This is a genomic window from Paenibacillus sp. EKM206P (genome assembly GCF_011066155.1).
GTDB lineage: Bacteria > Bacillota > Bacilli > Paenibacillales > Paenibacillaceae > Paenibacillus > Paenibacillus polymyxa_D.
Window position 1 is genome coordinate 216,612 of sequence record NZ_JAAMNQ010000005.1, and the last position, 25,625, is coordinate 242,236.

Here is a 25,625-nt window from a genome sequence, read left to right on the forward strand (position 1 = left end):
CATTTCAGGAACGTTCCAAGTTGAGGGAGGATACGGCTGGCAAAACGTAACGCTCCAGCAGTGTTCGCGGATTTTTCCAACGGCTCACCTTGCTGTCTGCTGTAAATACCGCGACTGCGTTCGCTTCTGGCACAAGATAAATTTGCTGTCCTCCATGTCCGTGTGCACACGCGTAGTTGATGCCGTGGAGTCGTCCTGTCCACCATTGGAATCCGTAATCCCCGAATTCTGGATAGCCTTCGACCTGTCGCTGTGTCGCCTGATGCAGCCAATCGGCCGGTATCAATTCTTTTCCGTTCCAGCTGCCTTGATGAAGGCAGCAGTCGCCGAATTTAGCCATGTCACGCGATGTCAGATATAGCCCGATATGTCCCATGGTGTAGCCCTCTGGATCTTGTGCCCAACCACTTCTCCCAAAACCTAAGGGTTCGAACAGATGCTGGAGAGCGTACGTATAGGCGTCAATCCCACAACAATGGGTCAGTAGCACGGACAGCAAGTGCGAATCAACACTGCGATATTGGAATACACCGAGTTGATCCTCCTGTACAGGTAAGCGCAGGGCAAAGGACGGCCAGCTTTTGCTGCGATGAAAACGGTGGATAAAAGCTTCTCCGAGCTTTTTGCCTGTCTGCCAATACAAGCCGGATGTCATGGTCAACAGATGGCGAATCGTAATCTGCTCTAGCAGTGTTTCCTTCCGCCTAGGTAAATACTCAGGCAACAGCTTATGTACAGCCGTCTCTGGCCCGGGCATATCACCGCGAGCCATAGCTATGCCGATGAGCGTGGAAGTGAAGCTTTTGGTCGCGGATCGCAAATCGTTCAGAGAGCTTGCTTCATGACCGTTGTAATAGCGTTCCCAGATCAGTTTACCGTGGCGCAGCAGCAGGAAGCTGTGCATTTTAGGAAACTTGGCTTGAACTTCACGGTCTGCCTGATCAAGTAAGGAGGCATTGATGCCCTCCTCTTCACAAGTTCCTATGTTCAGGGCAGACATACGGGCAACAGGTGCAGTGAACAGCGGAGCATAGCGGCTCATCCTTTTCCCTCCTTGTTATGTTTATTTATTTTACCCCAAACACATACACTCCAAAAACCGATAAATAAGGTATACCCTCTGTGCAACAGCTGATGTAGTACCCCAAATGACATGATGCGTAAAAGATAGGTAAAATCAATGTAAATTTACTGGAAAGCTGAAAGCTGTATCTGAATATGTTATAATGGGGTAGTGATTCAGCCAAAAGAAAATCGGTTAATACAAGTGTCAGGTACATGCCTGCCTAAGGCGTTCCCGACCTAAGCTGCAATTAGACATACTACTTCACTGCATAAGGACATCAATACTTTTCGGCATTCTCTTCAACGGAGCACTTATTTTCAACGTTTTGGGAGGGAGTTACATGGCAACGAAAGGTCACAATGAAGTAAAGGAAAGTCTGCGGGAAATGACTCGAATTTTCCGGCCTAAGGATCCCAAAAAATTTGTAAAGGAATATGTGCGAAAATACCGGATTACAGGAGGGTATGAGGAAGAGTTGACCATGGTGGTGGAAAACGAACTCGGTCGCATAAATTCTTCAGTATCTTAAAGGGTTCGATTACCCGAAAAACTAGAAATACGACTTTTATAAACCGTCTATCCACAGAGGAGACGGTTTTTTTGTGTCTGCCCTGCATACAATGGGATAGGTTTAGTGTATTTGTATGCTCAAAGGAGGCGGATTCCAATAGAGATAGCGATACGAACACCGGAGGAAATCGGCTACATGAGGGAGGCCGGGCGTATTTTAGCAGATTGTCATCGTACGCTGGAAAGTCGTATTCTTCCGGGAATCACAACGCTTGAAATCGACGCTTGGGTGGAGCAGTTTTTAAACAAGCGCGGAGCCACGCCTGAACAAAAGGGCTATAAAGGTTTCCCTTATGCCACCTGCGCTTCGGTCAATGAGGTGGTGTGCCATGGTTTTCCCTCGGAGCGGGTGCTTCATGATGGGGATATTGTGACCATCGACATTGTGGTTAACAAGAACGGTTGGCTGGCTGACCGAGGATGGACCTATGCGGTAGGTAACATTAGCCGCCCGGTAGCGAGACTGTTGCGGCAGACCCATAAGGCACTGATGGGCGGTATAGAGGTTGCCCGCCCGGGGAGGACATTGGGGGATATCGGGCATGCTGTGGAAAAAGCGGCAGGCTGGCGGCGGTTCGGCAACGTCAAGCCTCTGATCGGGCATGGCATTGGCCGCCAAATGCATGAGCCGCCAGAGGTTCTGCACTACGGTCGTCCCAAAACGGGATTACCCCTGCGCGAAGGGATGGTGATTACCATCGAGCCGGTATTTACCCTAGGAACCGAGGGGGCCGTGCTCTGGGGGGACGATGGCTGGACCATCAGCACAGCAGACGGCAGTTGGGGAGCCCAATACGAGCACACGATTGCGATTACAAAGAACGGCCCTTATATTTTGACCTCGTAAAAGCGAGTTGTGCCATAGGGAGTCAATGTGCGGGTCCTTTGCATAAGGCTCTCTAGGTAAGTTTTTTTCAGGATGATGCATTCATCGGAAACAGCCATCACAATTCCCGCCACTTTGCCGTCCAGTCCTGGAAAAAAGCAGATACAGAGAATAAGCGCGAGAATTGCAAAGCTACAGAAAACAGCCTACCGATAAAGATAGGTTTGGTAGCATCACGATAATACGTATGGACGAGCTGAATGTCATCCATGCCGTTCGGTGCTTGTTAATAATAAGTCCCTGATATATGTTACGGACAGCTACCCATATGTATAGTAAAGTAAGAACCTGAAATACGTTCTTGGTAGGTTCGATCAATTCGGGGACACACCAAATACATATTGAAAGACCAGATTGCCTACGGGCGTCAACCCGATACTCCAGCCTATGATCAATACAGCTACAGCCACGAACGTACATAAAATGAAACAATTTTATTCAAGTCGAATCCTTCAGGAATGAATGAATAGCAGTGAACATTTTTATTATAGATCAAGATTCGGATCGTCGGTATATGGAAAGTATAATATTGGAAACTAGGAGTGGAACTCACATGATCATCAGGGAAGCAACGATATCAGATGCCGAGGGCATCGCCAAGGTGCACGTAGATTGCTGGAGGACGACGTACAAAGAAATAATGCCTGCCCAGGTTCTGGAACAGCTTTCCTATGAGCAAAGAACAAAACTGTGGAATGCGAATCTATCCAGTGAAGACGGTCATCGGGTATATGTTGCTGAAAATGAGAAGGGGGAAATCATCGGATTTGTGAGTGGGGGTCCGGAAAAGTCAGGTGAATATCCCCCGTATGGGGGAGAAATAACGGCAATTTACGTTTTGAGTGAATACCATAGTTTAGGCTTGGGGAAGAGACTATTTTTACGTCTGCTTCAACATTTCAATAGTATGGATATTCACTCTGTGATCGTATGGGTGCTAGCAGATAATCCAGCATGTACCTTTTATGAAAGGTTGGGAGCCAAACTTATAGTAGAACAACATATTATAAGTTTGGGTGGCAAAAATCTGAACATGGTGGCTTACGGTTGGATACTATTCGGATAGAATACGCTTTTGTCCTTCCAAGGCACGAATGGGTGCGATATTTTGCGTAAATTCCAACGTTCCCAGATAGCGGCCCTCTGCATCACGGATGGCAAAATAACGAATGTAGACAAATTTATCCTTGATTGGAATCCAAAAATCTTCAACATCCTTGCGGCCTGCCTTAAAATCTTCCAGCAGCTTCTCAACGACATGCACGCTTTGGGGTGGGTGGCAATTCTGTACGGTACGACCAATGACGGCTTTCGTGCGCGCGAAGATTCGTTCCTTACCATGGGAAAAATAGCGAACAACATCATTTTCATCGATAAAGGTCAGGTCAACAGGTAGATGGTTCAACAGCAGTTCCAATTGTTGTACGGATACAATCCCTGTCTCGAATCGCACGAAGCCTTGCGGTGTTCCTGATGTGCCTTCCGTTTGCTCAAGGGCTTCTGCAGGCTCCTCTGCCCGTTCGGGTATCCATTCGCGTTCGGGGGCGGTCAGGCAGAATCCAATTTCCTCGCTTTCCCGGGCTATTTTCAGCCATTCATCCTCTGTCAGCTTACTGAGTGCCATCGGCAGCAAAATATTCTCTTCCTTGAATATCATTTCATTTACTTCACTCATGATATGGGCAAGCGCCTTCCCAATCTGTTCACGATCCCCGTTATATTCGGCGAGCAGACTCTTCGCTTCCTTAATCGCGGCACGAATGCCGTCGTCCACACCCCACATGACTTTGGTCGGGCCAAAAATTCCATAGCGTTCTAGATAAGGAAAGACCAAGTTTTCTTTACGACTGTAGTGCTTGTCGAGATCCATTAGCAGACTTAAATCCTCAAGCAGCTTGTAAATAACCTTGGGACTGTCCTCCTTTTGAAATTGCTCTGCATGCAATGCCAACTTAAAGTTGACCAGTCGTTCGATCTCCCGATTTTCCAGCTTGAATGTGTGGACAGGATGTCCCGGTTGTTCCTCCGGTCCTGAAGGACGGTGAATATCCTCGATGGAGCCCTTGAAGATCGAAGTATGCACGGAACAGAGCCGCTGAACTTCCGATACGGGAATTCCCTCCTCGGTCATCAGTGCGTGCTCCATAGCTGAAATTTCCGCCACACTTACTCCGCCAACAGCCTCTGCAAAACGCGCTTTCACCTCTTCGACGCTTTTCCCGGCATGTAATTCTTTTATAATTTCCTTCAGTGTTCGTTGACGTTCTGTTAATTCCTGTGCTGTATGTTCACGGTTGTTAATTAGCTCGCTCATGATCGTTAGCTCCTTTATTTTTGAATGGTAAAACCATGTTGCAAAAACGTGCGTTCCACGGTTTCCATAGCTACTTTTTTCAATGCAATACCTTTGGACAATGTCATAAAACGACCTGCGGTTTGTAACATGCCAGGCTTGGCGATATCATGAAAACCCAGCTCTACCATAATGTCCTTCACTTCGGGATAACGGTTAACAAGGTTAAAAATCGGTTCATCCCAGTGCAGTATCTTATCCATTTGTTCATCCCCTTGATTGAGAACGTTTATCATTTACAGAGTATCATAGGTCCTGACGAGCTATTGTGATTGTACGCACAATTTACATTCAGGTATTGACAGTTGTAATTCATGGTTTATATACTGTGTATAAAGATATATACAGTAATAACACTGATTACTTTAATAATAACTTCGTATGAAGAGAGAACGAGGTCGTCATTACAGGCAGTGCAGAAGGGATCAGGATAAGAAAATGACAATCATCAAGCAGGCATGGAAGATTACCCGGCAGGATTTTCGCAACAATCCATATGTTATGCTGTGGACATTGCTGTTTATTGCGTATTTGGGATTTACCATGAGTTTTGCTGTAAGTGTGCATTGGGATGAACGTGGAAACTTGAGTCCGGTAGCCGATTTTATCATGCTGGTGTTGATTCCGTTTCTCGGATACATTTATAACCGCCGTGCATTTAAATATCTTCAGGAAGATTCCTATACGCATATGCTAGCCTTTTTCCGCACCTTGCCTATACCGATGAATGCGGTGATTATGAGTCGAATTCAACAGGCGCTTTTGGCGTTTGTTGTGAATAGTGTGATATTTTTCACTCTATTGTTTACGTTGTCAGCTACGTTTCGGGTATATGCCAGTACAGGTTTCTTTGTATCGTTTGCACTTACCTGGATAGGCTACGGAATGCTGATTCAAGCCATTTATATTCATTTGGAATTTCTTAAAAAAGGTAAATCCTACTTTTGGCTATCCATTGTCATCATGCTAATTTGTGGGATAGTTACGATTATAGTTCGAGTATGTGGGGCCAATCTGGTATCGATAACGGCATTTTACAGCAAGGAATGGCAGCTGTTGTCTCCGGTGATGTGGGGAGCGCTGCTGGCAGGAGCTCTGGGTATGTGGATGTCCTACAGGGTGACACAGCGTAAGCTTATGAAACGGGATTTAACTTAGCGGTATGTGTACAAAGATAGATAAAAAGGGGGGAGAAGCAGGTGAATATACCAGTGCAAATTGATGAGAATAGCGCGGAACCGCTGTATGCGCAGATTGAAAAGCAACTTCGCTCACTCATCGTAACCGGACAGATTGCAGCGGGAACGCTGCTTCCCTCCATTCGGGAGTTCGCAGGGACGCTCCGCTGCAGCGTCATCACCGTCCGGCGGGTCTATCAGGATTTGGAGAACGAAGGCTTGCTTCGTACCCGGCAGGGAACGGGCACCTTCGTAGCTCTGGTCGAAGACGATAAGCGCTCAGGTTACCGCCTTAAAGCAGTGACCGAGGCGTTGGAAACGGCGATTGACACAGGCATCGCTGTACAGATGACAGAACAGGAATTGTTGGAGCTTTTCGCAGAAATGGTGAAGAGAAGGTATGAAGTCCAAGTGAAGGAGTGACGCCCGTGAAAAACGATGTAAACCATCATGTGGAAGTTCCTATGGGGATACAGATAAAAACACCCATTATTGAGATGAGCCAAGTCTATAAAACTCGAGGTAACCGGGAAATTGGACCGATTAATCTAACCATTGAACCGGGATATGTAGTCGCTTTGGCTGGACATAACGGATCGGGCAAAAGTACATTGATTCATCTGCTGACTCAGCTTATCCACCCGGATTCCGGTGAAATACGTTGGTTCGGTCAAGCGTATCCGGACGGCATGCCGGCAGATACACGACAATGGGTTGGGTATATGTCAGAGCAGCCGACCCGTGAGGAAGATCGACTCACAGCAGAAGCAGCAGCGGCGTTTCGAGCCTTGTGGTATCCCGGCTGGGATGAAACACGTTTTCAGCGTCTGATGGAACGATTTCAGGTTCCTCAGCATACGAAATTATCGCGCATGTCCAAGGGAGAGCGCCGTAAGTTTGAACTGGCTGCAGCCTTGGCGCCTCACCCTCGTTTGTTGCTGCTGGATGAGCCTTCGTCGGGTTTAGACCCTTTTGCCTGGAAAATCATGCTGGAGGAACTGCGGGATTGTATGGAGAACGGCAAAACGACGGTCATTATTGCCACTCATATCATAGACGAGATTAAGCGTTTGGCGGATTATATTGTCCTGATGCATGATGGCAGGCTGCTCGGCAAGCTGGAAAAAGACCATTTGCTCGAAAATAGCAAAGAAATGTGGTTTGAAGGCACACCGGAGGAGGCATCGGAACTTCCGGGTGTTGTAGAGATGGAGAGCGAAGGCGGATTGCAGCGAATTGTAACGTTGGCAGCCGGAGAGACCAGCGCCATCTTGGAACAAGCGGGCATCCGCCCCATCCGTGTGCGGCGTTTGGAACTGGATGATATTTTAGTACATTGGTCTGCGGGACAACTATCAGAAGATGCGGAGACATACACGCAGAAAAAAGGAGCGGAGTAATCATGAACATGCTGGAATTGAAAGAGGTCGTGAAGCAATATGGGAACCACACGGCGGTGAACGGAATTTCGCTGAATGTGAACGGTGGGGAGATTTACGGACTACTGGGAGGCAATGGAGCAGGCAAAACGACAACGATGCGCATGGTGCTCGGTCTGATTTACCCTGATGGAGGTAACATTCAATATGAGGGCAAGCCCTACAGCAAGGAGCTTCAGCGGACGATGGGCTATTTGCCCGAGGAGCGAGGGTTGTACCCCAAGGTGAAGGTGAGCGAGCAAATTAACTATTTGGGCAGGTTGCGCGGAATGTCGGCTAAGGAGGCGGACAAAAGTCTACGCTACTGGCTGGAGCGCTTTGGAGTGCCCGAATATTACGACAAGCGGATTGAGGAGCTATCCAAGGGAAATCAGCAGAAAATGGGCTTTATTGCCGCCGTTGTGCATCGCCCGACGCTGCTCATTTTGGATGAGGCCTTTAGTGGGCTTGATCCGGTAAACGTTGAATTGCTTAAGGATACGGTGAAAGAGCTGCGGGACGATGGGGCTGCGATTTTATTCTCGACCCACCGCATGGAGCATGTGGAGGAACTGTGCCGCCATATTACGATTTTGCATCGCTCAAATACAGTTGTGCAGGGAAGTGTGCAGGAGATTAAGGGCCGTTACCCGCGTGAAAAAGTTCGTCTCATCACTACAGGTGAAGTGAACGGACTGGAACAGCTGCCCGGCGTGCGCCGTGTAGAGCCTATGGATCGCGGCTGGATGCTGCATATTGAGCAGCCGAATGCGGCGAAGTTGGTATTACAAACGGCGTTGGAGCAAACGGATGTAGAGCATTTTGAGATCAAGGAACCGACGCTGAACGAGATTTTCATAAGAGAGGTGGGTGATTCCCATGAATAGACTGGGTACGGTAATCGGTTTTACGTTTCGTCAGAAGGCGAGAACCAAATCTTTTATCATTACAACGCTGGTACTGGCCTTGCTCATTACGCTTGGTATGAATCTGCCATATTTGATTTCTTTGTTTAAAGCAGATGGGACAGGAGGTTCGGGCACGACGGCAGCCGAGCATCATCGCTTGGGACTGATTGCCGGGAGCCGGATAGAAGTGGCGAATCAACTGGAGAAATTCACCAAGGAGCAATCCAACCCGGCAGCCATCTGGAAGCGTTATGACAACGTACAAACACCAGCCATGCAGCAAGCCTTGAAAAATGGGGAGCTGCAAGGTTACGTACAGTTCACGGAGCCTACCGACAAGGGAGACACGTTTCCTAAAGTGGAATATGTCTCTGTAGAAAAAGAGCCATCTCCTGCTGTAATTACATTGTTGCAGACGGGACTTCAGGAAGCTAAGGTCAAAGCCATTATGGGCGGCAATGCATTGACCAGTGATCAAATTCGTGAGATTAGCACACCTGTAATAGTGGACAGCAGGGAAGTAGACGGTTCGTCTGAGGCAGGGGGAGCTGTGGGGACAGAGGAAAAAGAGACCTCTATGATTAACTATGGTTTGGTCTATGTACTGATGATTTTATTCTTCACCTCCTCCATGATGACGGGGAATATGATTGCTGCAGAGGTGACATCGGAAAAAAGCTCACGTATCATGGAGATTCTCATCACAAGTGTCTCACCGTTGACCCAGATGTTCGGAAAAATTATCGGCATTTTCCTGGTCGGCCTGCTGCAAATTGCTGTCTTTGCAGCCGCTGTATGTGCCAACCTTATGCTGCCGCATAATAATGTCATTCTTAGCTCAGCCGGGCTGGATCTGTCGCAACTGAATATCGCGGTGTTGGGTTATGGTCTGGTATTCTACATCCTCGGCTACTTTCTCTACGCAGTACTGTTCGCCGCGGTGGGCTCCATTGTTAGCCGTACCGAGGAGTTGGGACAGGCGATCATGCCGATTACCGTGCTGTCACTAGCAGCCTTTTATATCGGTATCTTCAATATCGCCGCATCTGATACGATTTTCGTAAAGGTTGCCGGGTACATCCCATTTTTCTCGCCAACCGTCATGCTGTTGCGGATTGGTCTGGAACGGGCGAGCCTGCTGGAAATCTGGCTGTCACTTGGTATTCTGGTCGCCTCCATTTTGCTGTTCGGTTGGCTGGCCGCCAAGATCTACCGTACGGGTGTCTTAATGTATGGTAAACGTCCTTCGTTCAAAGAGTTAAGAAAAGCTATGAAGGCTTACAAGATTTAAATTTTTAGCAATACATGTGAGTGTGTGGTGTCCGAATATAAGAAGATGGCGAAGAAATAAACTATTTGAGGGGAATGATTTAAAATGACAAAAGAAAAGGATTAGTACTGTAAAAATAAAGTAATAGACTGGAGTCGTTGACTTAACAACGTTTTCGAATTGAAGAACCGTCAACTTTTGAGAAATAAGTTTTAGACTAATCCATTAAATGAAACAGCGGCAGAACAAGACCTGATAAATAAGGTCTTAGACTGCCGCTGTTGTTGTTAAACTAACGTTTCCCGTTAGTCTAACATTACATATTTAACTATTTATAAAGTTTTTTAAATCATTTTCTATAAAGTGATTTGGTTTCCATCCTTTTATTAGCTTATCTACTAAAAATGTATCTACCGCACTCAATGAAATTCCTAATAAAGTGCCAGCTCCTGAGCCACCTACTGTATTAAGTAAACCTGCACCTGTAAACAGCCCAACCTGATTGTTTTAGATGGTAATTTCTCAGCCCAAGTATTTGCATTATTAGCATTAAAGTATTCCTGTATTAAATTAGCTTCTGGGGGTAAATCACCAATAAACTCCTTGAATTTTCTACTATTTTCATATATAGATATATACTCTGAAAAAGTCTTTTCCCCGGAATTCAAAACTCCTCTAACATTTCCAGTTTTCAGTACAAAATTATTAAATGTTTCTATACTATTACTTCCACTAACGATTTTGTTATAAAGGGAATCAAATCTGTTCGCAATTAAGATAGAAGATGATGGGCTTAATTGGAAATCCGATGAGTGCTTTGACCATACTTCAAAGCTAGAAAAAGTCGAAAAATAACTTCCTAGAAATGAGAGAGGGTCAATTATCTCTTTACTAATATTATGTTCTAATTCATATCTTTTTAAAAGAGCATCATCTTCTATGATGTGTAATTTTAACTTAATATCTTTTGGAAGTTTCTTTAAAAGTAAAGGAGAGAACTATTCAACCCACCTTTTTCCCACAAGTAATCTAAGTATGGGTCTACATCATCTTCATCCATTGAGGTAAACATTATTTCTGTTTTATCATCGTGGTGGAAAGTTCTAGTAACTGGTACAACCCAGAAATAAACTAATTCAATATTTTCTTTATGTTCTTCTAAAAATGGAATAAATTCAGCGGGATGGACTTGTGAAAACAAACGATTTAACAGATTCTCATTGACGATTATTTTTACCTTATCATAAAAAATTGCTTTCTCTGCTATTGTCCCTAAATCGCAATCACTAGAAACACATATACTTTCAAACATTACAGCAACCTCCATATAATCCACATGGTATAATCTACCATTACTAATCTGCTGCATTAATTCAAGTACATTTATTCACAATCCATATAGTAATTTTAACATAAAGACTCAATAATAAATCACTCCCCCCTTATGAGGGATCAATATTTTTTACAATGCTACAACCATACTAGTTATTGAAATCTCATGGTTAACCTATCTGTCCGTTAGCTTAATGAAGCATCGTCAGTCTCTCTATTTTCTCAGTCTACAACTTTATTTGCTGAGTCTAACACTTTATTTTTTAGTCTAGAACGTTATTTTCTCCTGACAATTAAAATGCGCTGATGTTATTGAGTATTGTGGTACTACTGATTCTTTGGGATGGCTAATGAGTACAACAGGTTCAATACTAAAAGAAGCCAGGAGAATGATGGGCTCGGAGTCTTAAGTAGGATAAGAAAGTAAATAATATGTAATTTCTCCGAATAGGTAGGTTCAATTGCGAACCTACCTTTTTTCATTGAATACAGTTATAGCTATTTCTATAAATAAAAAAATTATTTGTATTATGCGACATAAGGACAATTTATTTTTAAATATATCTTTTAAGAAAATCTAATATAAACGTATTATTTATATCAGATTCATTTAAGTATAAACTGCTACTTATAAGCCTAACTTTACGCAAATGCAATAATTAGAAAGGAGATAGGGCTGAATTGTGAAGAGGTTTTTCGTCTTTTTAAAAATGAGATCTACGCTAAATGCTTCTCTTAACTCATTTTAATTTAGTTACCAAAATACCTTCTACAGTTCGGGCGCTTACTCATCTGAAAAATTCATTACACATCAAAACTTAATTAACGCGAAAAACATAACTTATTTGGAGGAATATCATTGAAAATCAAAGTGCTGATTCAATTTCTTATTTATTTATGTCTATATTGTAATGATAGAAGTACACTATGGTTATTAACTATAAGGAGCAAAAAAATAAAACATAAGAATGTGAGAAAGATTAATTTTTTAGTTTTGCTATCTCTCTCATTCATACTACCTTGGTATCTGAAAATCTTATTCATCTTACCTTGCTTAAAAATAACAGTGTATATGCTCTGAATAAAAATGGTTCCCTGTATCTTTGTTACATACAACTTGATTAGGAAGACTTCGTGGAGCCTCTATGAACGATGCATGTCTCAAGATGAATGGTCTCATTCCGTCGATCCGGCTGCTCCAATCGAGCCAACAAGGACTCAACGACGCGTGTACCGAGTCCGTACGGATAAGTATGTACGGTCGTGAGCGGAGGATCGATAATCTTGGCATTAGCAATATCGTCAAAACCTGTTACCTCGATTTGTCCAGGAACATCGATGTGCAACTCCTTTAGCGCACGAATAACCGAAATTCCAATATCATCGTTGGCACAAACAAATGCTGTCGGAAGCTTTGGAAGCTGCTTCAACTGTTCAAGCATCCACTCAACAGATAGATAAGGATTGTTGTCCTCAAGCTTGATGCTGAACGTCTCTCCAGATGAAGCGCGATGCATCCGGAGGGCTTGATCGTAACCAAGCCAACGCTCATAGAAGCTTCGACAGTGATTGTGGTCTCCGATAAATCCAATCTCCGAATGGCCGCGTCCAATGAGAGAACGAGTAAGATTGTATGTCGTGCGGTGATTCTCCATCAAGAGGATGTCGAATTTGTGTGGAGAGTTCAACGACTCTGGCAAAAAATCGATAAATACCGTTGGAATGCCCGTGTTTAGAATAGTTTCAATATAGGCTTCTTGGAAGATCTCAATACAAACAATTCCGTTCACATTTGATTGGTTAATATTGGAGGGCAGTGTGCATGAATGGATATCCTCAGGATTGACAAGAGATAAGATCAGATTAAAGCCTTCAGCGCGCAGGGAGGTTTCCATTCCTTTAATCGTTTCAGAGTAGAAGCTGATGGCGTTAATGTCCCCTCGTGTAAGAAGAGCAATATTGCCTCCATTCATAAAACTGTAGTTTTTGTATTTCATCTCCGCTGCTTTTTGGATTACTCTCTTTTTTGTGCCCTCTGGAATTTGCGGATGGTTGTTGAGGGCTTTGGATATGGTATTTCGAGACAGCCCCATTGCATCCGCGATGTCTTGAACCGTTACTTTCTCAGCCATAATAAGCTCCTTTTTATCCTGCTTCATAAAATCTTAAATGATAAACAAAAATTTATTCAAATGTAAATGTGAATGTGGTTTTTAGCTTGAAAACAATTCTTTGATCTTGCATACTGCTAATAAACATTCCCCTCTTATACTACACTACTCTTTGCCTTTTTTGTAGTAAGAGTTAGATAAAAAAGATTCTATACTATTAGGATAAATCGGTGTTCTTCTAAGAAAAGAAAGAGAGCTAGACCCCTTCTCGGAGGGTTTGCTATCAAGGAAATATATAAACTTAAACAAGTAACAGAGTGAGTGGGATTTTCATTGCTTTTTATTTTTGAAAGCGCTATACTTTTGGTTATATAAATTAATGTTTATAAATATTGATTATAAATGTAAACTTGATGAACAATTAAATGCACAAGTATAAGTATTTTGAGGGTAAGGATGGAGGTAAACTAAAATGAGCTCTGTATAACCGGCTGTGATTTTATTGAGCTTTTCCGCCGGATAGCCAAATTACAGATTCGCTACACAACTCCTAAGACGGGGTCGAAAATTACAAACACTGAGTATTCTGCGGCGGGTCTTGCCGTTCCCGTTGGCTGGGAAACCGATGTCAATGCAGCAGTTTATAGCGAGATTTAAATGGGGTGCTGCGTAAGGATTCCTACTGCTTGTAATATATCGTAGGTACGGGGGGGCGGTGTTAGTGTTTATTCGGAAGGTGAAATTATACATATACTTGTATATCCGAAGAGTGGACAAATGCTGACCAGACGGCATTCTGAAGATGAATTCGTTAACATAGGGACGCCTTGAAGGCCATTGAAGCCAGATGAGAAAAAGGACCACGAGCTGCCGTTGAACCATATCGCATTAGATATGGAAGCCTTCTATATTGCTGGTCCATAAACCCGTGTCATTTTACTTTTGTCAACTCACAAAATTTTTTGGGCGGCGTTATGCAGCTGCTGCTGATTTTCCCGCTGAACCGGTAGGTTGTGCTCCGGAACCTGAACGGTTATTTCAATTTAAGTGCCATCTTGGAGCATAAGGATGAGTATAGTGTTCCACCGGGCTCGGATATTATTGAAAATTAACAAAAAGGGAAAGAGAGAGGGGAGTCGGAGTTTGAACATTCCCAATAGTCTCGTTCAAATCCTAAAATAGAAATCACAAGTTCAAGCTCTATATATTTTATAACAAATTTAATATGCTATTCCGGCCAGTTACTGTGCTGTAACTGGCCGCCTTCTACTTTTTTGGTAGAAGATGATTATTCCGTAGAGTAGAAATGGAGGGTAATCGATGAAAAAGAAATTCAAAGCTGTGCTGCACATCCTCATGGTGATGGCTATTATTATGACTTCATCTGGAGTTTACGCCGCTAGTCCTGATACCGGCTGGGCTGCACGGGCGGAAGGTAACACAGTAAAATCGGAAAAGGAGGGTCTTTCTATTTTTGAAAACGTTATAAATCTAAATACAAATTTGACAGGATGGCAGGTAAAAGGAAATGGCAAGTGGGGAGATGCCGCAGAAGGGCTCCTGCTGACATCTGATCCGCAGGAGGACGTGATGGCCATCTCAGAAACAATAGCAGATGATTTCCTGTATGAAGCCGATGTTATGATCAAGGATATGCAAGCGGATGCTTCTTTGCTCTTCCGTTCCAATGAAGACGGATTGAATTCGTATATGCTTCAAATTGCACCGCAGTCCGGTATTATCCGTTTAAAAGATGCGGGCAGTGGAGCAGGTAAATTAAATGAAGAGCATCCGGTTTCGCTCAAGAAAGGGGAGATCTATCATCTCAAGGTAAAAGCTGAAGGGGCCTCGCTGAAAGTATATTGGGGAACTCAATATAAGCCTGTGATTGATGTTCAAGACAGTTCATACCGATCTGGCCGTCTTGGACTTCACGTCTGGGATGGGTCAGCCTTGTTCCAAAACATAACCGTTAGCGATCTGAAAGGGAATCTGGGTTTGGTACTTGTGAAAAAAGGACAGTGGCAGCCTGACCTCAGCGGCCAAAAAGGAACGTCTGTGAACCAGAGCAAGGCTCAGCAAATCTATAGCAGGCAAGCTGCTGACTTTGTATATGAAGGAACAATCGTTTTCCGCTCCGATGCTGCTGCCGCTCTAGCTTTCCGGTCCTCTACCGATGGAACACGTGGATATGAAGCTACTCTGGTGAAGGAAGGAGAGCAGGTCCGCGTATCGCTGACGAAAGCGGATGGAACTGCAATTGCAGGCTCAGAGCGACCTTATCCGAGCTTAGCGGGGGCGAAGCATTATGTGGAAGTAAAGGCAATGGGTAACCGGATTCAAGTTTTCGTGGACGGTTATACTCCACCAGCAATCGATGTAACGGATCATTCGTATTCAACAGGAAACGCCGGTCTTGTTGTGAAAAAGGGAAGCGCTTACTTTCAGGATGCTTATGTCACGGAGTCTAATAATTATTATACTGAAACCTATCGTCCCCAGTATCATTATACACCGATCCGTGGGTACGCCAGTGACCCGAACGGGTTGGTCTATTTCGAAGGTGAATACCATCTTTTCCATCAGGATGGAGGCACATGGGCCCATGCCGTCAGCAAGGATATGCTGAGCTGGAAACGTCTGCCGATTGCACTTCCGTGGAATGATTACGGGCATATCTGGTCCGGATCTGCTGTGGCGGATGTAACGAATACTTCAGGCTTATTTACGGATTCGGGCGGCAAAGGTCTGATCGCCTATTATACTTCCTATAACCCAGATGGTCCTAATGGCAACCAGCGCATTGGCCTTGCTTACAGCAAGGATCAGGGGCGTACGTGGCATTATGCCAAGAATCGTCCGATCGTGGTTGAGAACCCCGGCAAGAACGGGGAAGAACCGGGGGGATGGGATTTCCGCGACCCTAAGGTGATTCGCGATGACGAGCATAATCGCTGGGTCATGGTAGTGTCCGGTGGTGATCATATCCGGTTCTTTACATCGGCTAATTTGCTGGACTGGACGTTGACCGACAATTGGGGTTATGGAGATTATGTTCGTGGCGGTGTGTGGGAATGCCCTGACCTGTTCCCACTGGTCGTGCAGGAAACGTCAGAGAAGAAGTGGGTTCTCATGATCAGTACAGGGGCGAATTCGGCAACAGGAGGATCGGATTCTGAATATTTTGTGGGAAGTCTGACTGCAGAGGGGAAATTCGTAAATGACAATCCGGCAGGAAAGGTGCTGAGAACGGATTTTGGCAAGGAGTATTATGCATCCATGTCTTTCTCGGACATGACGGATGGGCGCAGAGTGATGTTGGCGTGGATGTCCAACTGGGATTATCCGTTCGCTTTTCCGACTTCGGGCTGGAAGGGGGGACTGACTGTTCCGAGAGAGGTTGCTCTGGTCATGACCCCCGACGGACTCCGTCTCGTCCAGGGTCCGATCAAGGAGATGGAACATCTGCGCAGCAGGCTGTTCTCTGTAACTGACAAGATGATCAATCCATCTTCTCCAAACCTGCTGAAGGGACTTGTTTCTGGAGCATATGAGATTGAAGCCGAACTGGAGATTCCGGCTGGAAGTAACGTAACAGAGTTTGGTTTTAATCTACGTGAAGGTGCGAATCAGAAGACTGTGGTGGGTTATAAGCCAGGCGAAAGTAAATTGTTCGTGGATCGCTCTGCTTCCGGAGCTACGGATTTCTCCAATCTGTTTACCACAAGACATGAAACGGGGATGAAAGCCGAGAACAAGCGGATCCAGATGCGGATTTTGGTGGATGAATCCTCTGTTGAGGTCTTCGCTAATGGAGGCAAGGTGGTTTTCTCCGAGGTCATATTTCCTGATCCGGCCAGTAGGGAGATGAGCTTCTATAATCAGGGTGGCAATGTGAAGATTGTTTCTCTGTCGGTAAACAAGCTTGGATCAGTGTGGAATTCGGATAACGATTCGCCACTACGGATTGCAATGGACACGGGTGACCGTGAACTAGGGATAGGGCAAAGCGAAACGCTGCGGGCGGCAGTGGAGAATGGTCCTGGCAATGGTGTTCACCCGCTGGAGTGGAAATCCAGTAATGCCAAGGTGGTAGGCATAAAGGGAGCCGGCGCTTCTCAGGCAACTCTTATGGCCAAAAAAGAGGGCGAGTCCGTCATTACTGTATCCACCCCGAATGGAAAGGCATCCGCCAGCCTTCTTGTAAAAGTCTCTGGCGGCGAGTTTCATACCAGTCTCAGCGGCTGGACCCCAGATCCGTCAATGGCTTCATGGGTACTCAGCAAGGATGGAATTCGTGGAAGGTACTCAAGCGACGCGAATTATATGGCCCAGGAGCAGGCTGGGGATTTTACTTATGAAGCTGAACTGAAGCTTGGCACGTCCGGCGGGGCTGGTTCACTTCTGTTCCGTGCAAGCGAGGATGGGCACAGCGGCTACTACCTGAATCTAGATCCTAACATGAAGTCTATTCGCCTGTTCTACAAAATAGATGGACGATTCGAGGAACGACAGGTTCTGGCGAAAGTCCCGGCCTTCATCCAGCGAGGCCAAACCTATAAAATAAAGATTCAAGCGGAAGGCCCGCATATCGTGGTACATATGGGAGGACTGAAAATAATGGATCTGAAGGATGGGACCTTTGCCGAAGGTCATTTCGGACTTCATGTCTTTGGCGGCTCTGTCTCTTATCAGAATGTAAATGTGACAGGAGGGAAACCGGCCAAGTTGAGGGTATCAAGCCTCGTGAACGTAGCATTCCAAAAATCCATATATACAGCCCGCCTGGCAAATGGCGAAGCAGTTAGTGTACAGGATGCAAATGAAGCCTCGGATCAAAAATGGGTGTTTGTGCCGACCGAAGATGATGCAGGTTCCTATTCCATCCGAACGACCTCCGGACAGGCGCTGGATCTGGACGCGGAGCACAATAAAATTCAGCTCTATTCTTATTTGGGCTACAATAATCAGCGGTGGATTGTCCACAAAAATAGGGATGGTTCGGTTGTCATTATCTCAGTTTATCATAATAGGGCTTTGACCATATCCGAGGATGGTTCAAAGCTTACGTTGGAGACTCCTCCAACGGATGAAATGCGACGAAATAGGTGGAAAGTAAGCTCTGATTTTTAGTTCTATCCTGTAGAAAAGCCCCTTCGCTTGGCGTAGAGGGGCTTTTGGCAAAAGGCGGATTTGTTATTGTGTTCATGCAGCTTCAGCTTACTTCTGTCAGGTTAGGAAAATCAATTTCTTGCTGGCCAGGAAAGCGTCGAGCTTCTTTCGCTTTTCGTATCGCCAGCGAGTGATAGAGACTGAGTGATAGAGACATATGAAAAAGACCCGTTGAGATGTCCATGCTGCAAGCACCAGATGTTGCTTGTGGTGATTTGGCATGCCGATTTGGACGGATTTATTATTATGTGCAACGAGAATATAAAAAATCAAAAGAAATGGTGGTTAATAAATGATGATAAACCACGAGGCCAAGGGAACGAATAGGATAAAATGAAATGGATTTGTAGGAGCCAAGGGAAAAGAGCTTTAGGTATGGATAGACTTCGTGTGGAATGTGGGACGGAATCGAATAAACCAAACATAACTTAATGATGGGGGCATTATTAATGAATATGGATGATGAGAAATTACTGTAGTGCTTTCAGAATGAGACTTTTCCCCTTGTAAGAAACAATTTTTAGACAGGGGAATGATGTACTTTGAAAATTTCAGATCGAGTATTAAGGCTTTATCTAAATCACACTTACTTGGATTTGTGGCGGGGGCCTTACGGCGGTAAAAAGCACTATGACTAAGACGAAAGCCTCCAAGTGGGGAGTATTATTCTTCTGATGACCATACCTTTGATTATCAGGGCAAAGCTAACCCTCAGGACCATCCGGCAATTTTAAGTCACTTTATCGATTGGGAGTGGTTTTTCTTAGGTTGTGGGAACGATAGAGTCAATGGTTCTTCGGTCTTTGATGAAAGTGTTGAGTTCATTATTTTAGAGTTATAACAAATGGGTAAAAAGAAGCCCATTATCGTCGATACCTTTATGGAACCAGCATTTTCAGGAGGAATTTCTGCCTACAAGTTTTCTTTGTGTTTGCCGAAGATGGACTAATTCGATCAGAGTATTTAGAACGAGATCACCTGAGAGGCATGGAGGATTTATTTCCTGTTTTATTTGATCCACAATGTACAAGAAGTGAAACACTAAATACAGTTGTTAAAGCTTCAAATCACTACCTACAATAAGCACAGCAATGTGAATTAAAATGTTTTATGAAAACATCTGAGTCAAATAAAAATGGAATATTATCGGCAATCGAAAACATTTTGGTCTGTCTTAAATACAAGGAGCTACTACATAGGATAGTAGTAGTTTCCTTTTGATTAAACTCCCTCGATATGATTTAGTTTCCTCACTTCACTTTCCAAGGGATAACTAAAAAGGTGTCCAGCGACCCTAGGATCGTCGGGACACCTTTGCTGTTCTTACAGTTCGATTTTTGTTTCACCCTGTTGCTCTATGAAATGCTTAACTTCTTCCAACGATGGCAAGGCTGCAATCGCTCCAACTTTAGTGCACACGATAGCGCCGACTTGATTGGCAAGTGTTATAAATTCCTGCTGTTGCTCCCAATCGGAGGTAAATGCCTTGGGCTGACTCAGCTGGCTGATTTGATACAGCATAGCTCCGACGAAGGCATCACCGGCACCGGTAGAATCGATCGATTTAACAGTAATACTGCTGATTAGCGAACGGGAGGTACCGCTTGAGATGAGAGTACCTTCTTTCCCCAAGGTAACTGCCACCGTTTTGGCTCCCAACCCATGCAAAAGATCCAATGAAGCATTGCGGTCAGTCAGCCCCGTAATGATATTTAATTCCTCTTCGCTTACCTTTACGAAATCTGCATTGTGTATTCCTCTTCTGGACAATGTTATAAACTCCTCCAGCCTATCTTTCCAGAGGTCCCCCCGGTAATTGGGATCAAAGGAGGTAAATTGCCCATTGGCTTTCGCTTCGTCCAATAAAGACAAATACGCTTCCCGGAAAGGATCGGCGAGCAAGGCCGTTGCCGAGCCAAAATGCAGAATGGCAGCCTGTCGAGTCCATTCTCTATCAATGTCCTGCAGAGACAGCTGACGGTCAGCTCCGCGGTTGAATACGAAATCTCGTTCGCCGTTAGCGGCAAGGGAAACAAAGGCCAGTGTAGTCGGTGTTTCCGGATCAAAAAGAAGCATGGACGTATCCACATGCTGCTCCTCCAGCGTTTGCTTCAGATACATGCCAAAGGGATCATCCCCGACTTTCCCCAAGAATGACGCTTTTCCTCCGAGCTTGGCTACGGCTGCGCTTACATTTGCCGGAGCGCCGCCGGCCTGCTTGGAGAAATGCTGACCCTTGGCAAGATTAACATCAATATCCGTGCAGAAAAAATCAATGAGCAACTCCCCCACACAAAGAACCGTTCTGTCATTTTTCACTTTGATTCACCTCTTGGTAGATTTAGTTTAGAACAGGGGTCGAGTTCCGGTATACGATATCCGTTGCAACATGAGTCACTCGGTATGGCATGGTATTGTCTTTGATTCTGGACAATAACATTTCGGCTGAAATAATACCCATCTGACTACTGTAAATATGCACGGTTGTAAGATGAGGCTCGACAACCCGGGATTCCGAAGCATCATCGAACCCGCAGACAGCAACATCTTCTGGGACTTTAATCCCTTTGTTTTTTAAAGATTTGATCACGTTGATGGCAATGAAATCATTGGCGCAAATAAAGACGGAGGGACACTCCCTCAGAGCATCCAACTGCTGTTCCATCCAGTTCTCCTCTATAAAGAAGTTGCGGTCAGGCGCTACAATGCTATGGGCAGGATCTACAGCGATTCCTGCTTCTGCTAAGGCCCTATTAAATCCGGTCCAGCGTTCATTGAAGCTTTTGCAGTGATTGTAATCGCCTACAAAACCGAAGCTTTCATAGCCATGATCGATTAATTTCCGGGTAACACAGTATGTGCTGTGTTCATTTTCCATTAATACCAGATCCGCCTTCAATTCTGGATACATCATATCCGCAGCGCAATCAATAAAAATGGTTGGGATGCAAAGATCTGTGATCAGCTTGCTGTATTCCTTGCTGAACATTTCGATGCAGAAAATGCCAGCCACATTCGAAGGTTCAAAATTGCCGGGTAGGGTCATCGAATTGATATCATTCTCACGGACAAAATAAATGGATAAAGTATAGCCCTGTTTGCTGATTTCCTTCTCCAGTCCGCTGATCAACAAAGATCCAAAGTGTGAGCTATTAGGAAGATTACAGGTCAAAAGTGCGATATTGCCTTGTTTTTCAGAAGCTGTTTCCATATAAGAAAATTGTTTGTATTTAAGCTCCATTGCTTTTTTGACCACCTTGTCCCTAGTAACGGTGGGAATACTCTCCACTCCATTAAGCGCCTTGGATGCAGTGTTTCTGGAAATTCCCAAGGCATCAGCGATATCTTGTATCGTAACCTTTGACTTTCTCGTCATATTGTTCACCTTATTCTCCGAATTAAGATTCTTCATATTTCTAAATATATAGTATTTTCATGTTTTTAACAATGTATTTATTCAAATGAACAATAAAGGTTTACGTTTGTTTATTTATATTGTGTATTTTTGATGTATTTTTGCTAAAAACATTATAATTATCTTGAAATACGCTTTTTGAATGAATATTTCACCCGAATTATATTGACTAATTAAATGTACATCTGATAAATTGTAAGAGTGAAATATGTTCAAATGTAAATTGTAAGCCCATTCATTTTGGGAATGTGTAAAATTCTCGTTCTGTTGGAGGTGTGGATATTACAAGCAAGTATTTGAAAAACATCTTGGTTAATTATGTCAGAGAGATGACATAACATGGCTTATATTTTGTGTCGTATAACAAGCCGTGAACAGTAGGAGGGAAAATATTGGCAAATTCGATCGTTCAAAAAAGGGGATTAAAGGCTTCAGAAACAAAAAAAAGAAACCATTGGTTAAGCTATATGCTTCGAAATTATATATTGTATTTGTTTCTGCTTCCGTCCATAATTCTTACCGTCATTTTCAAGTATGTTCCCATGTACGGCTCGATCATTGCGTTTAAAAATTTCAGCCCAAGAAAAGGCATCCTCGGCAGCGAATGGGTTGGATTTGAACATTTTCAGCGGTTTCTTTCATCACCAAATTTTTATGACATATTAATGAATACGCTTAAATTAAGCGCTTACGGTCTTATTCTCGGCTTCCCAGTACCCATCATTCTGGCCTTAATGCTAAATCTGGTCAGAGGAGCGAAGTTCAAGAAGAATATTCAGCTTATTGTATACGCACCTAACTTCATCTCGGTTGTTGTTGTTGCCGGTATGCTGTTTGTTTTTCTATCGCCAGCTGGAATAGTGAACGCTTTGGTAACAACCTTCACCGGCAAGCCGATTGCTTTTATGACTGATCCTGCCTATTTCCGAACGGTATATATTTTGTCTGGTATATGGCAAACAGCGGGCTGGTCCTCTATCATTTATGTGGCCACCTTAGCCAATGTGGACCCGCAGTTGCATGACGCTGCAACAATTGATGGTGCTTCATTGATGAAGAGAATCTTCCACATTGATCTGCCAGCTCTTAAACCCGTCATGGCCGTCCTGTTCATTCTCGCTGCAGGAGGTATTATGTCGATCGGCTATGAAAAGGCTTACCTAATGCAGACGGCTCTGAACACACCTACCTCGGAAATCATCGCGACTTACGTATACAAGGTGGGGTTGCAATCCGGCGATTATGCTTATTCTACGGCAATCGGGTTGTTCAATTCCGTAATTAATGTATTCCTGTTGATTTTCGTAAATACCGTCGTCAAGAAGCTGAACGAAGGAGAAGGGCTGTATTAAAGAAGGAGGTATTTATGGATATTCATTACACCGGGAAGGACCGGATTCTGCTCATCATCAATTATATTCTACTTGGTTTGTTTGTTCTCGCTATTCTGTTACCGCTGGTTTATGTGGTGCTTTCGTCCTTTTTAACTCCAAATACCCTGATTACCAAAGGGTTTGCCATTACATCATCAGACTGGACACTCACGGGATATGCCAAAATCCTAAGCAACAGTGCCATGATCCGCGGTTTTTTTAATGCTATTTTTTATTCAGCAGCCTTTGCGTTCGCAACCGTATTATTTTCCGTCTTCGCGGCTTATCCGCTTGCGGTTGAAGAGTTGGTAGGGAAACGGTCCATTATGATCTTTTTCCTGATAACGATGTTTTTCGGTGGCGGTCTGATTCCTACCTATCTGGTGATTAAGGATTTAGGCATGTTGAATACGGTCTGGGCCATTATTCTGCCCGGCTCGATCAGCGTATTCAATATTATTCTGGCAAAGACTTATTTCCAGGGACTTCCGAAAGAACTGTTCCAGGCGGCGAGTATAGACGGAGCTTCCGAGCTCAGTATTTTCTTTAAAATCGTCCTGCCGCTTTCCAAGCCTATTATTTTTGTTCTAGCTTTATACGCTTTTGTCGGACAGTGGAATTCTTATTTCGACGCCATGATTTATCTGGATGATCCGAAGCTGTTTCCGCTTCAACTAGTACTGCGCTCCATTTTGATACAGAATCAGGTTCAGCCCGGCATGATTGCCGATGCGATGGCACAAGCGGAGCTTAAGAAATTGTCTGAAATGATTAAGTACTCTGCCATTGTCATATCAAGTTTGCCTTTGATTGTCATGTATCCATTCTTCCAGAAGTATTTCGAAAAGGGTGTCATGGTAGGTTCGATCAAATAACAAATCGGGGGAATAGAGATGAAAAAAACATTACTAACCTTGTCTGTGTTGGCACTTTCTACTTCACTGCTTGCCGGATGCGGCGGTTCGGGCAATAATTCTGCGGCATCCGAAGATTACAAGCTGGAAAATGTTACTCTGCCGCTTAAAGAGAAAGTTACTTTGCATTTTATGACTCAAAGCTCGCCGCTGGCACCTTCCGATCCAAATGAAAAGTTGATTTATAAAAGACTGGAAGAAAAAACAGGGGTGCATATCGATTTTACCAACTTCACCTCCGATTCCTTCATTGAAAAAAGAAACCTTGCTGTTGCCAGTGGAGATCTTCCAGATGCCATACTGGATGCCGGATATTCCGATTACGATTTGTTGAACCTCGGAAAGGATGGAACTATTATCCCTTTAGAGGATTTGATTCAAAAATATATGCCCAATCTGCAGAAGGTATTAAAGGAAGCGCCTGAGTACAGATCCATGATAACCGCACAGGACGGGCACATTTATGCCTTTCCTTGGATTGAAGAACTGGGTTCTGAGAAGGAGAGCATTCATTCTGTAAACGACATGCCATGGATCAATGTGGAGTGGCTGAAAAAGCTGGGACTTAAAATGCCAAAAACCACCGAGGATTTAAAAAAAGTTCTGCTCGCATTTAAAAATGGCGACCCTAACGGAAATGGCCAAGCGGATGAAATCCCGCTGTCCTTTATGCTCAATAACGGCAATGAGGACCTGAATTTTCTGTTCGGATCATTCGGTCTTGGGGACAACGGCGATCATACGGTAGTGACCAATGAGGGGAAAGTGGTCTTCACTGCCGATCAGGACGGTTACAAAGAGGGGATTAAATATCTTAATGAGCTGTATAAACTGAACCTGATCGACGAGGAATCATTCGAGCAGGATTATAACACGTATCTAGCCAAAGGTCAGAGTGAAAGATATGGCCTCTACTTCCAATGGGATAAGGCGAATATTTCAGGAGACAACGATAAATATGAACTGATGAATCCGCTCGCCGGACCAAGCGGTGAAGTCAATGTGACCCGCACGAACAATCTCGGCTTTGACCGGGGGAGAATGGTGATTACCAGTGACAACCAAAATCTCGAGCTTACGGCAAAATGGATTGACCAGCTGTATGATCCTATCCAGTCCGTGCAAGACAACTGGGGTACCTACGGCGACAAAACTCAGCAGAACATTTTTGAATACGATGAAGCGAGTCATATGCTGAAGCATCTTCCGCTTAAGGGAACGGCCCCTGTCGAGCTACGGCAAAAAACGAACATCGGTGGTCCATTAGCAATTCTTGACGAGTATTACGGAACGGTTACGACTAAGCCCGATGATGCAGTGGGACGGCTTAAGCTCATGAAGGAAAGACTCGTTCCTTATATGAAGGCTGACCATAATTTCCCGAAAGTCTTCTTCTCTCTGGAGGATCAGAAGCAGATCTCCACATTGGAAACCGATTTGTTTGCTTACGTTAACCGCAAGCGGGCGGAATGGATCAAGACGGGTAAAGTGGAAGAAGAATGGGCCGAATATAAAGCCGAGCTGTCCAGACTGGGGCTAGATAAATGGCTGGAAATCAAACAGAAAGGCTATGACAGATATCTCAAAGATCAAAGCTGAAACATTTAAATGGTAGTATTTCAAATTCATTTGCAAACGAGCAACTCAAATTATTATGTT

At 44.3% G+C, this 25,625-nt stretch carries 19 protein-coding genes; 12 read left to right on the forward strand and 7 right to left on the reverse strand.

Features of this window, described 5'->3' with window-relative positions:
• Positions 1-4: 4 nt before the first annotated feature.
• Positions 5-1,042 (reverse strand): serine hydrolase domain-containing protein, encoded by a 1,038-nt coding sequence (locus tag G9G53_RS13260; protein ID WP_029515940.1) that lies wholly within the window; start codon positions 1,040-1,042, stop codon positions 5-7.
• Between the two features lie 364 nt (positions 1,043-1,406).
• Here G9G53_RS13260 and G9G53_RS13265 point away from each other — a divergent pair, with 364 nt between their 5' ends.
• The 3 genes from G9G53_RS13265 to G9G53_RS13275 all read left to right on the forward strand — a co-directional run bounded on the left by G9G53_RS13265 (position 1,407) and on the right by G9G53_RS13275 (position 3,588).
• Entirely contained in the window at positions 1,407-1,595 is a 189-nt protein-coding gene (locus G9G53_RS13265) for a hypothetical protein (protein WP_007428354.1), read from the forward strand.
• A 105-nt stretch (positions 1,596-1,700) separates the two neighbouring features.
• Entirely contained in the window at positions 1,701-2,483 is a 783-nt protein-coding gene (map, locus tag G9G53_RS13270; RefSeq protein ID WP_238794841.1) for a type I methionyl aminopeptidase, read from the forward strand.
• A gap of 592 nt (positions 2,484-3,075) precedes the next feature.
• Positions 3,076-3,588, forward strand: coding sequence for a GNAT family N-acetyltransferase (locus tag G9G53_RS13275; protein WP_165148151.1), 513 nt, complete (start codon positions 3,076-3,078; stop codon positions 3,586-3,588).
• Here G9G53_RS13275 and G9G53_RS13280 read toward each other — a convergent pair.
• Together G9G53_RS13280 and G9G53_RS13285 are read right to left on the reverse strand one after the other, a co-directional pair.
• Positions 3,577-4,836, reverse strand: coding sequence for a DUF438 domain-containing protein (locus tag G9G53_RS13280; protein ID WP_029515937.1), 1,260 nt, complete (start codon positions 4,834-4,836; stop codon positions 3,577-3,579). The two genes, G9G53_RS13275 and G9G53_RS13280, sit on opposite strands and share 12 nt — an antisense overlap.
• A gap of 14 nt (positions 4,837-4,850) precedes the next feature.
• A complete protein-coding gene (locus tag G9G53_RS13285; RefSeq protein ID WP_029515936.1) occupies positions 4,851-5,078 on the reverse strand; it encodes a DUF1858 domain-containing protein in 228 nt (75 codons plus the stop codon).
• Between the two features lie 235 nt (positions 5,079-5,313).
• Here G9G53_RS13285 and G9G53_RS13290 point away from each other — a divergent pair, with 235 nt between their 5' ends.
• Genes G9G53_RS13290 through G9G53_RS13310 form a run of 5 tightly spaced genes read left to right on the forward strand, consistent with a single transcriptional unit; the run spans position 5,314 to position 9,670 of the window.
• Positions 5,314-6,033: a hypothetical protein gene (locus tag G9G53_RS13290; protein WP_029515935.1), complete on the forward strand. Its 720-nt coding sequence runs from the start codon at positions 5,314-5,316 to the stop codon at positions 6,031-6,033.
• 41 nt (positions 6,034-6,074) lie between these two features.
• A complete protein-coding gene (locus G9G53_RS13295) occupies positions 6,075-6,476 on the forward strand; it encodes a GntR family transcriptional regulator (RefSeq protein ID WP_039270421.1) in 402 nt (133 codons plus the stop codon).
• Positions 6,477-6,517: 41 nt separating this feature from the next.
• Positions 6,518-7,453 carry an ATP-binding cassette domain-containing protein gene (locus G9G53_RS13300; RefSeq protein WP_185156356.1) on the forward strand — a complete coding sequence of 312 codons (936 nt, stop codon included), beginning with the start codon at positions 6,518-6,520 and terminating at the stop codon, positions 7,451-7,453.
• A 2-nt stretch (positions 7,454-7,455) separates the two neighbouring features.
• Entirely contained in the window at positions 7,456-8,358 is a 903-nt protein-coding gene (locus tag G9G53_RS13305) for an ABC transporter ATP-binding protein (RefSeq protein WP_029515932.1), read from the forward strand.
• Complete coding sequence (locus G9G53_RS13310) at positions 8,351-9,670, forward strand: ABC transporter permease (RefSeq protein WP_069010900.1); 1,320 nt, start codon at positions 8,351-8,353, stop codon at positions 9,668-9,670. The genes G9G53_RS13305 and G9G53_RS13310 overlap by 8 nt, the downstream gene beginning before the upstream one ends.
• A 958-nt stretch (positions 9,671-10,628) precedes the next feature.
• Here G9G53_RS13310 and G9G53_RS13315 read toward each other — a convergent pair.
• Complete coding sequence (locus G9G53_RS13315) at positions 10,629-10,961, reverse strand: hypothetical protein (RefSeq protein WP_165148154.1); 333 nt, start codon at positions 10,959-10,961, stop codon at positions 10,629-10,631.
• A gap of 1,141 nt (positions 10,962-12,102) precedes the next feature.
• Positions 12,103-13,113 (reverse strand): LacI family DNA-binding transcriptional regulator, encoded by a 1,011-nt coding sequence (locus G9G53_RS13320; RefSeq protein WP_029515929.1) that lies wholly within the window; start codon positions 13,111-13,113, stop codon positions 12,103-12,105.
• A 1,299-nt stretch (positions 13,114-14,412) separates the two neighbouring features.
• On the opposite strand from G9G53_RS13320, the gene G9G53_RS13325 reads away from it, so the two are divergent.
• Positions 14,413-18,225: a GH32 C-terminal domain-containing protein gene (locus G9G53_RS13325; protein WP_165148157.1), complete on the forward strand. Its 3,813-nt coding sequence runs from the start codon at positions 14,413-14,415 to the stop codon at positions 18,223-18,225.
• Between the two features lie 1,362 nt (positions 18,226-19,587).
• Here G9G53_RS13325 and G9G53_RS13330 read toward each other — a convergent pair.
• Positions 19,588-20,583 carry a carbohydrate kinase family protein gene (locus tag G9G53_RS13330; RefSeq protein WP_165148160.1) on the reverse strand — a complete coding sequence of 332 codons (996 nt, stop codon included), beginning with the start codon at positions 20,581-20,583 and terminating at the stop codon, positions 19,588-19,590.
• Between the two features lie 22 nt (positions 20,584-20,605).
• Positions 20,606-21,640, reverse strand: coding sequence for a LacI family DNA-binding transcriptional regulator (locus G9G53_RS13335; protein WP_165148163.1), 1,035 nt, complete (start codon positions 21,638-21,640; stop codon positions 20,606-20,608).
• 506 nt (positions 21,641-22,146) lie between these two features.
• On the opposite strand from G9G53_RS13335, the gene G9G53_RS13340 reads away from it, so the two are divergent.
• From G9G53_RS13340 to G9G53_RS13350, 3 genes are read left to right on the forward strand one after another with little or no spacing between them, the layout of a single operon-like run.
• Positions 22,147-23,031, forward strand: a complete 885-nt coding sequence (locus tag G9G53_RS13340; protein ID WP_230584986.1) for an ABC transporter permease — start codon at positions 22,147-22,149, stop codon at positions 23,029-23,031.
• A gap of 14 nt (positions 23,032-23,045) precedes the next feature.
• On the forward strand, positions 23,046-23,927 hold the full coding sequence (locus G9G53_RS13345; protein ID WP_029515923.1) for a carbohydrate ABC transporter permease: 882 nt from the start codon (positions 23,046-23,048) through the stop codon (positions 23,925-23,927).
• Between the two features lie 18 nt (positions 23,928-23,945).
• Positions 23,946-25,565, forward strand: coding sequence for an ABC transporter substrate-binding protein (locus G9G53_RS13350; protein ID WP_029515922.1), 1,620 nt, complete (start codon positions 23,946-23,948; stop codon positions 25,563-25,565).
• Positions 25,566-25,625: the final 60 nt, after the last annotated feature.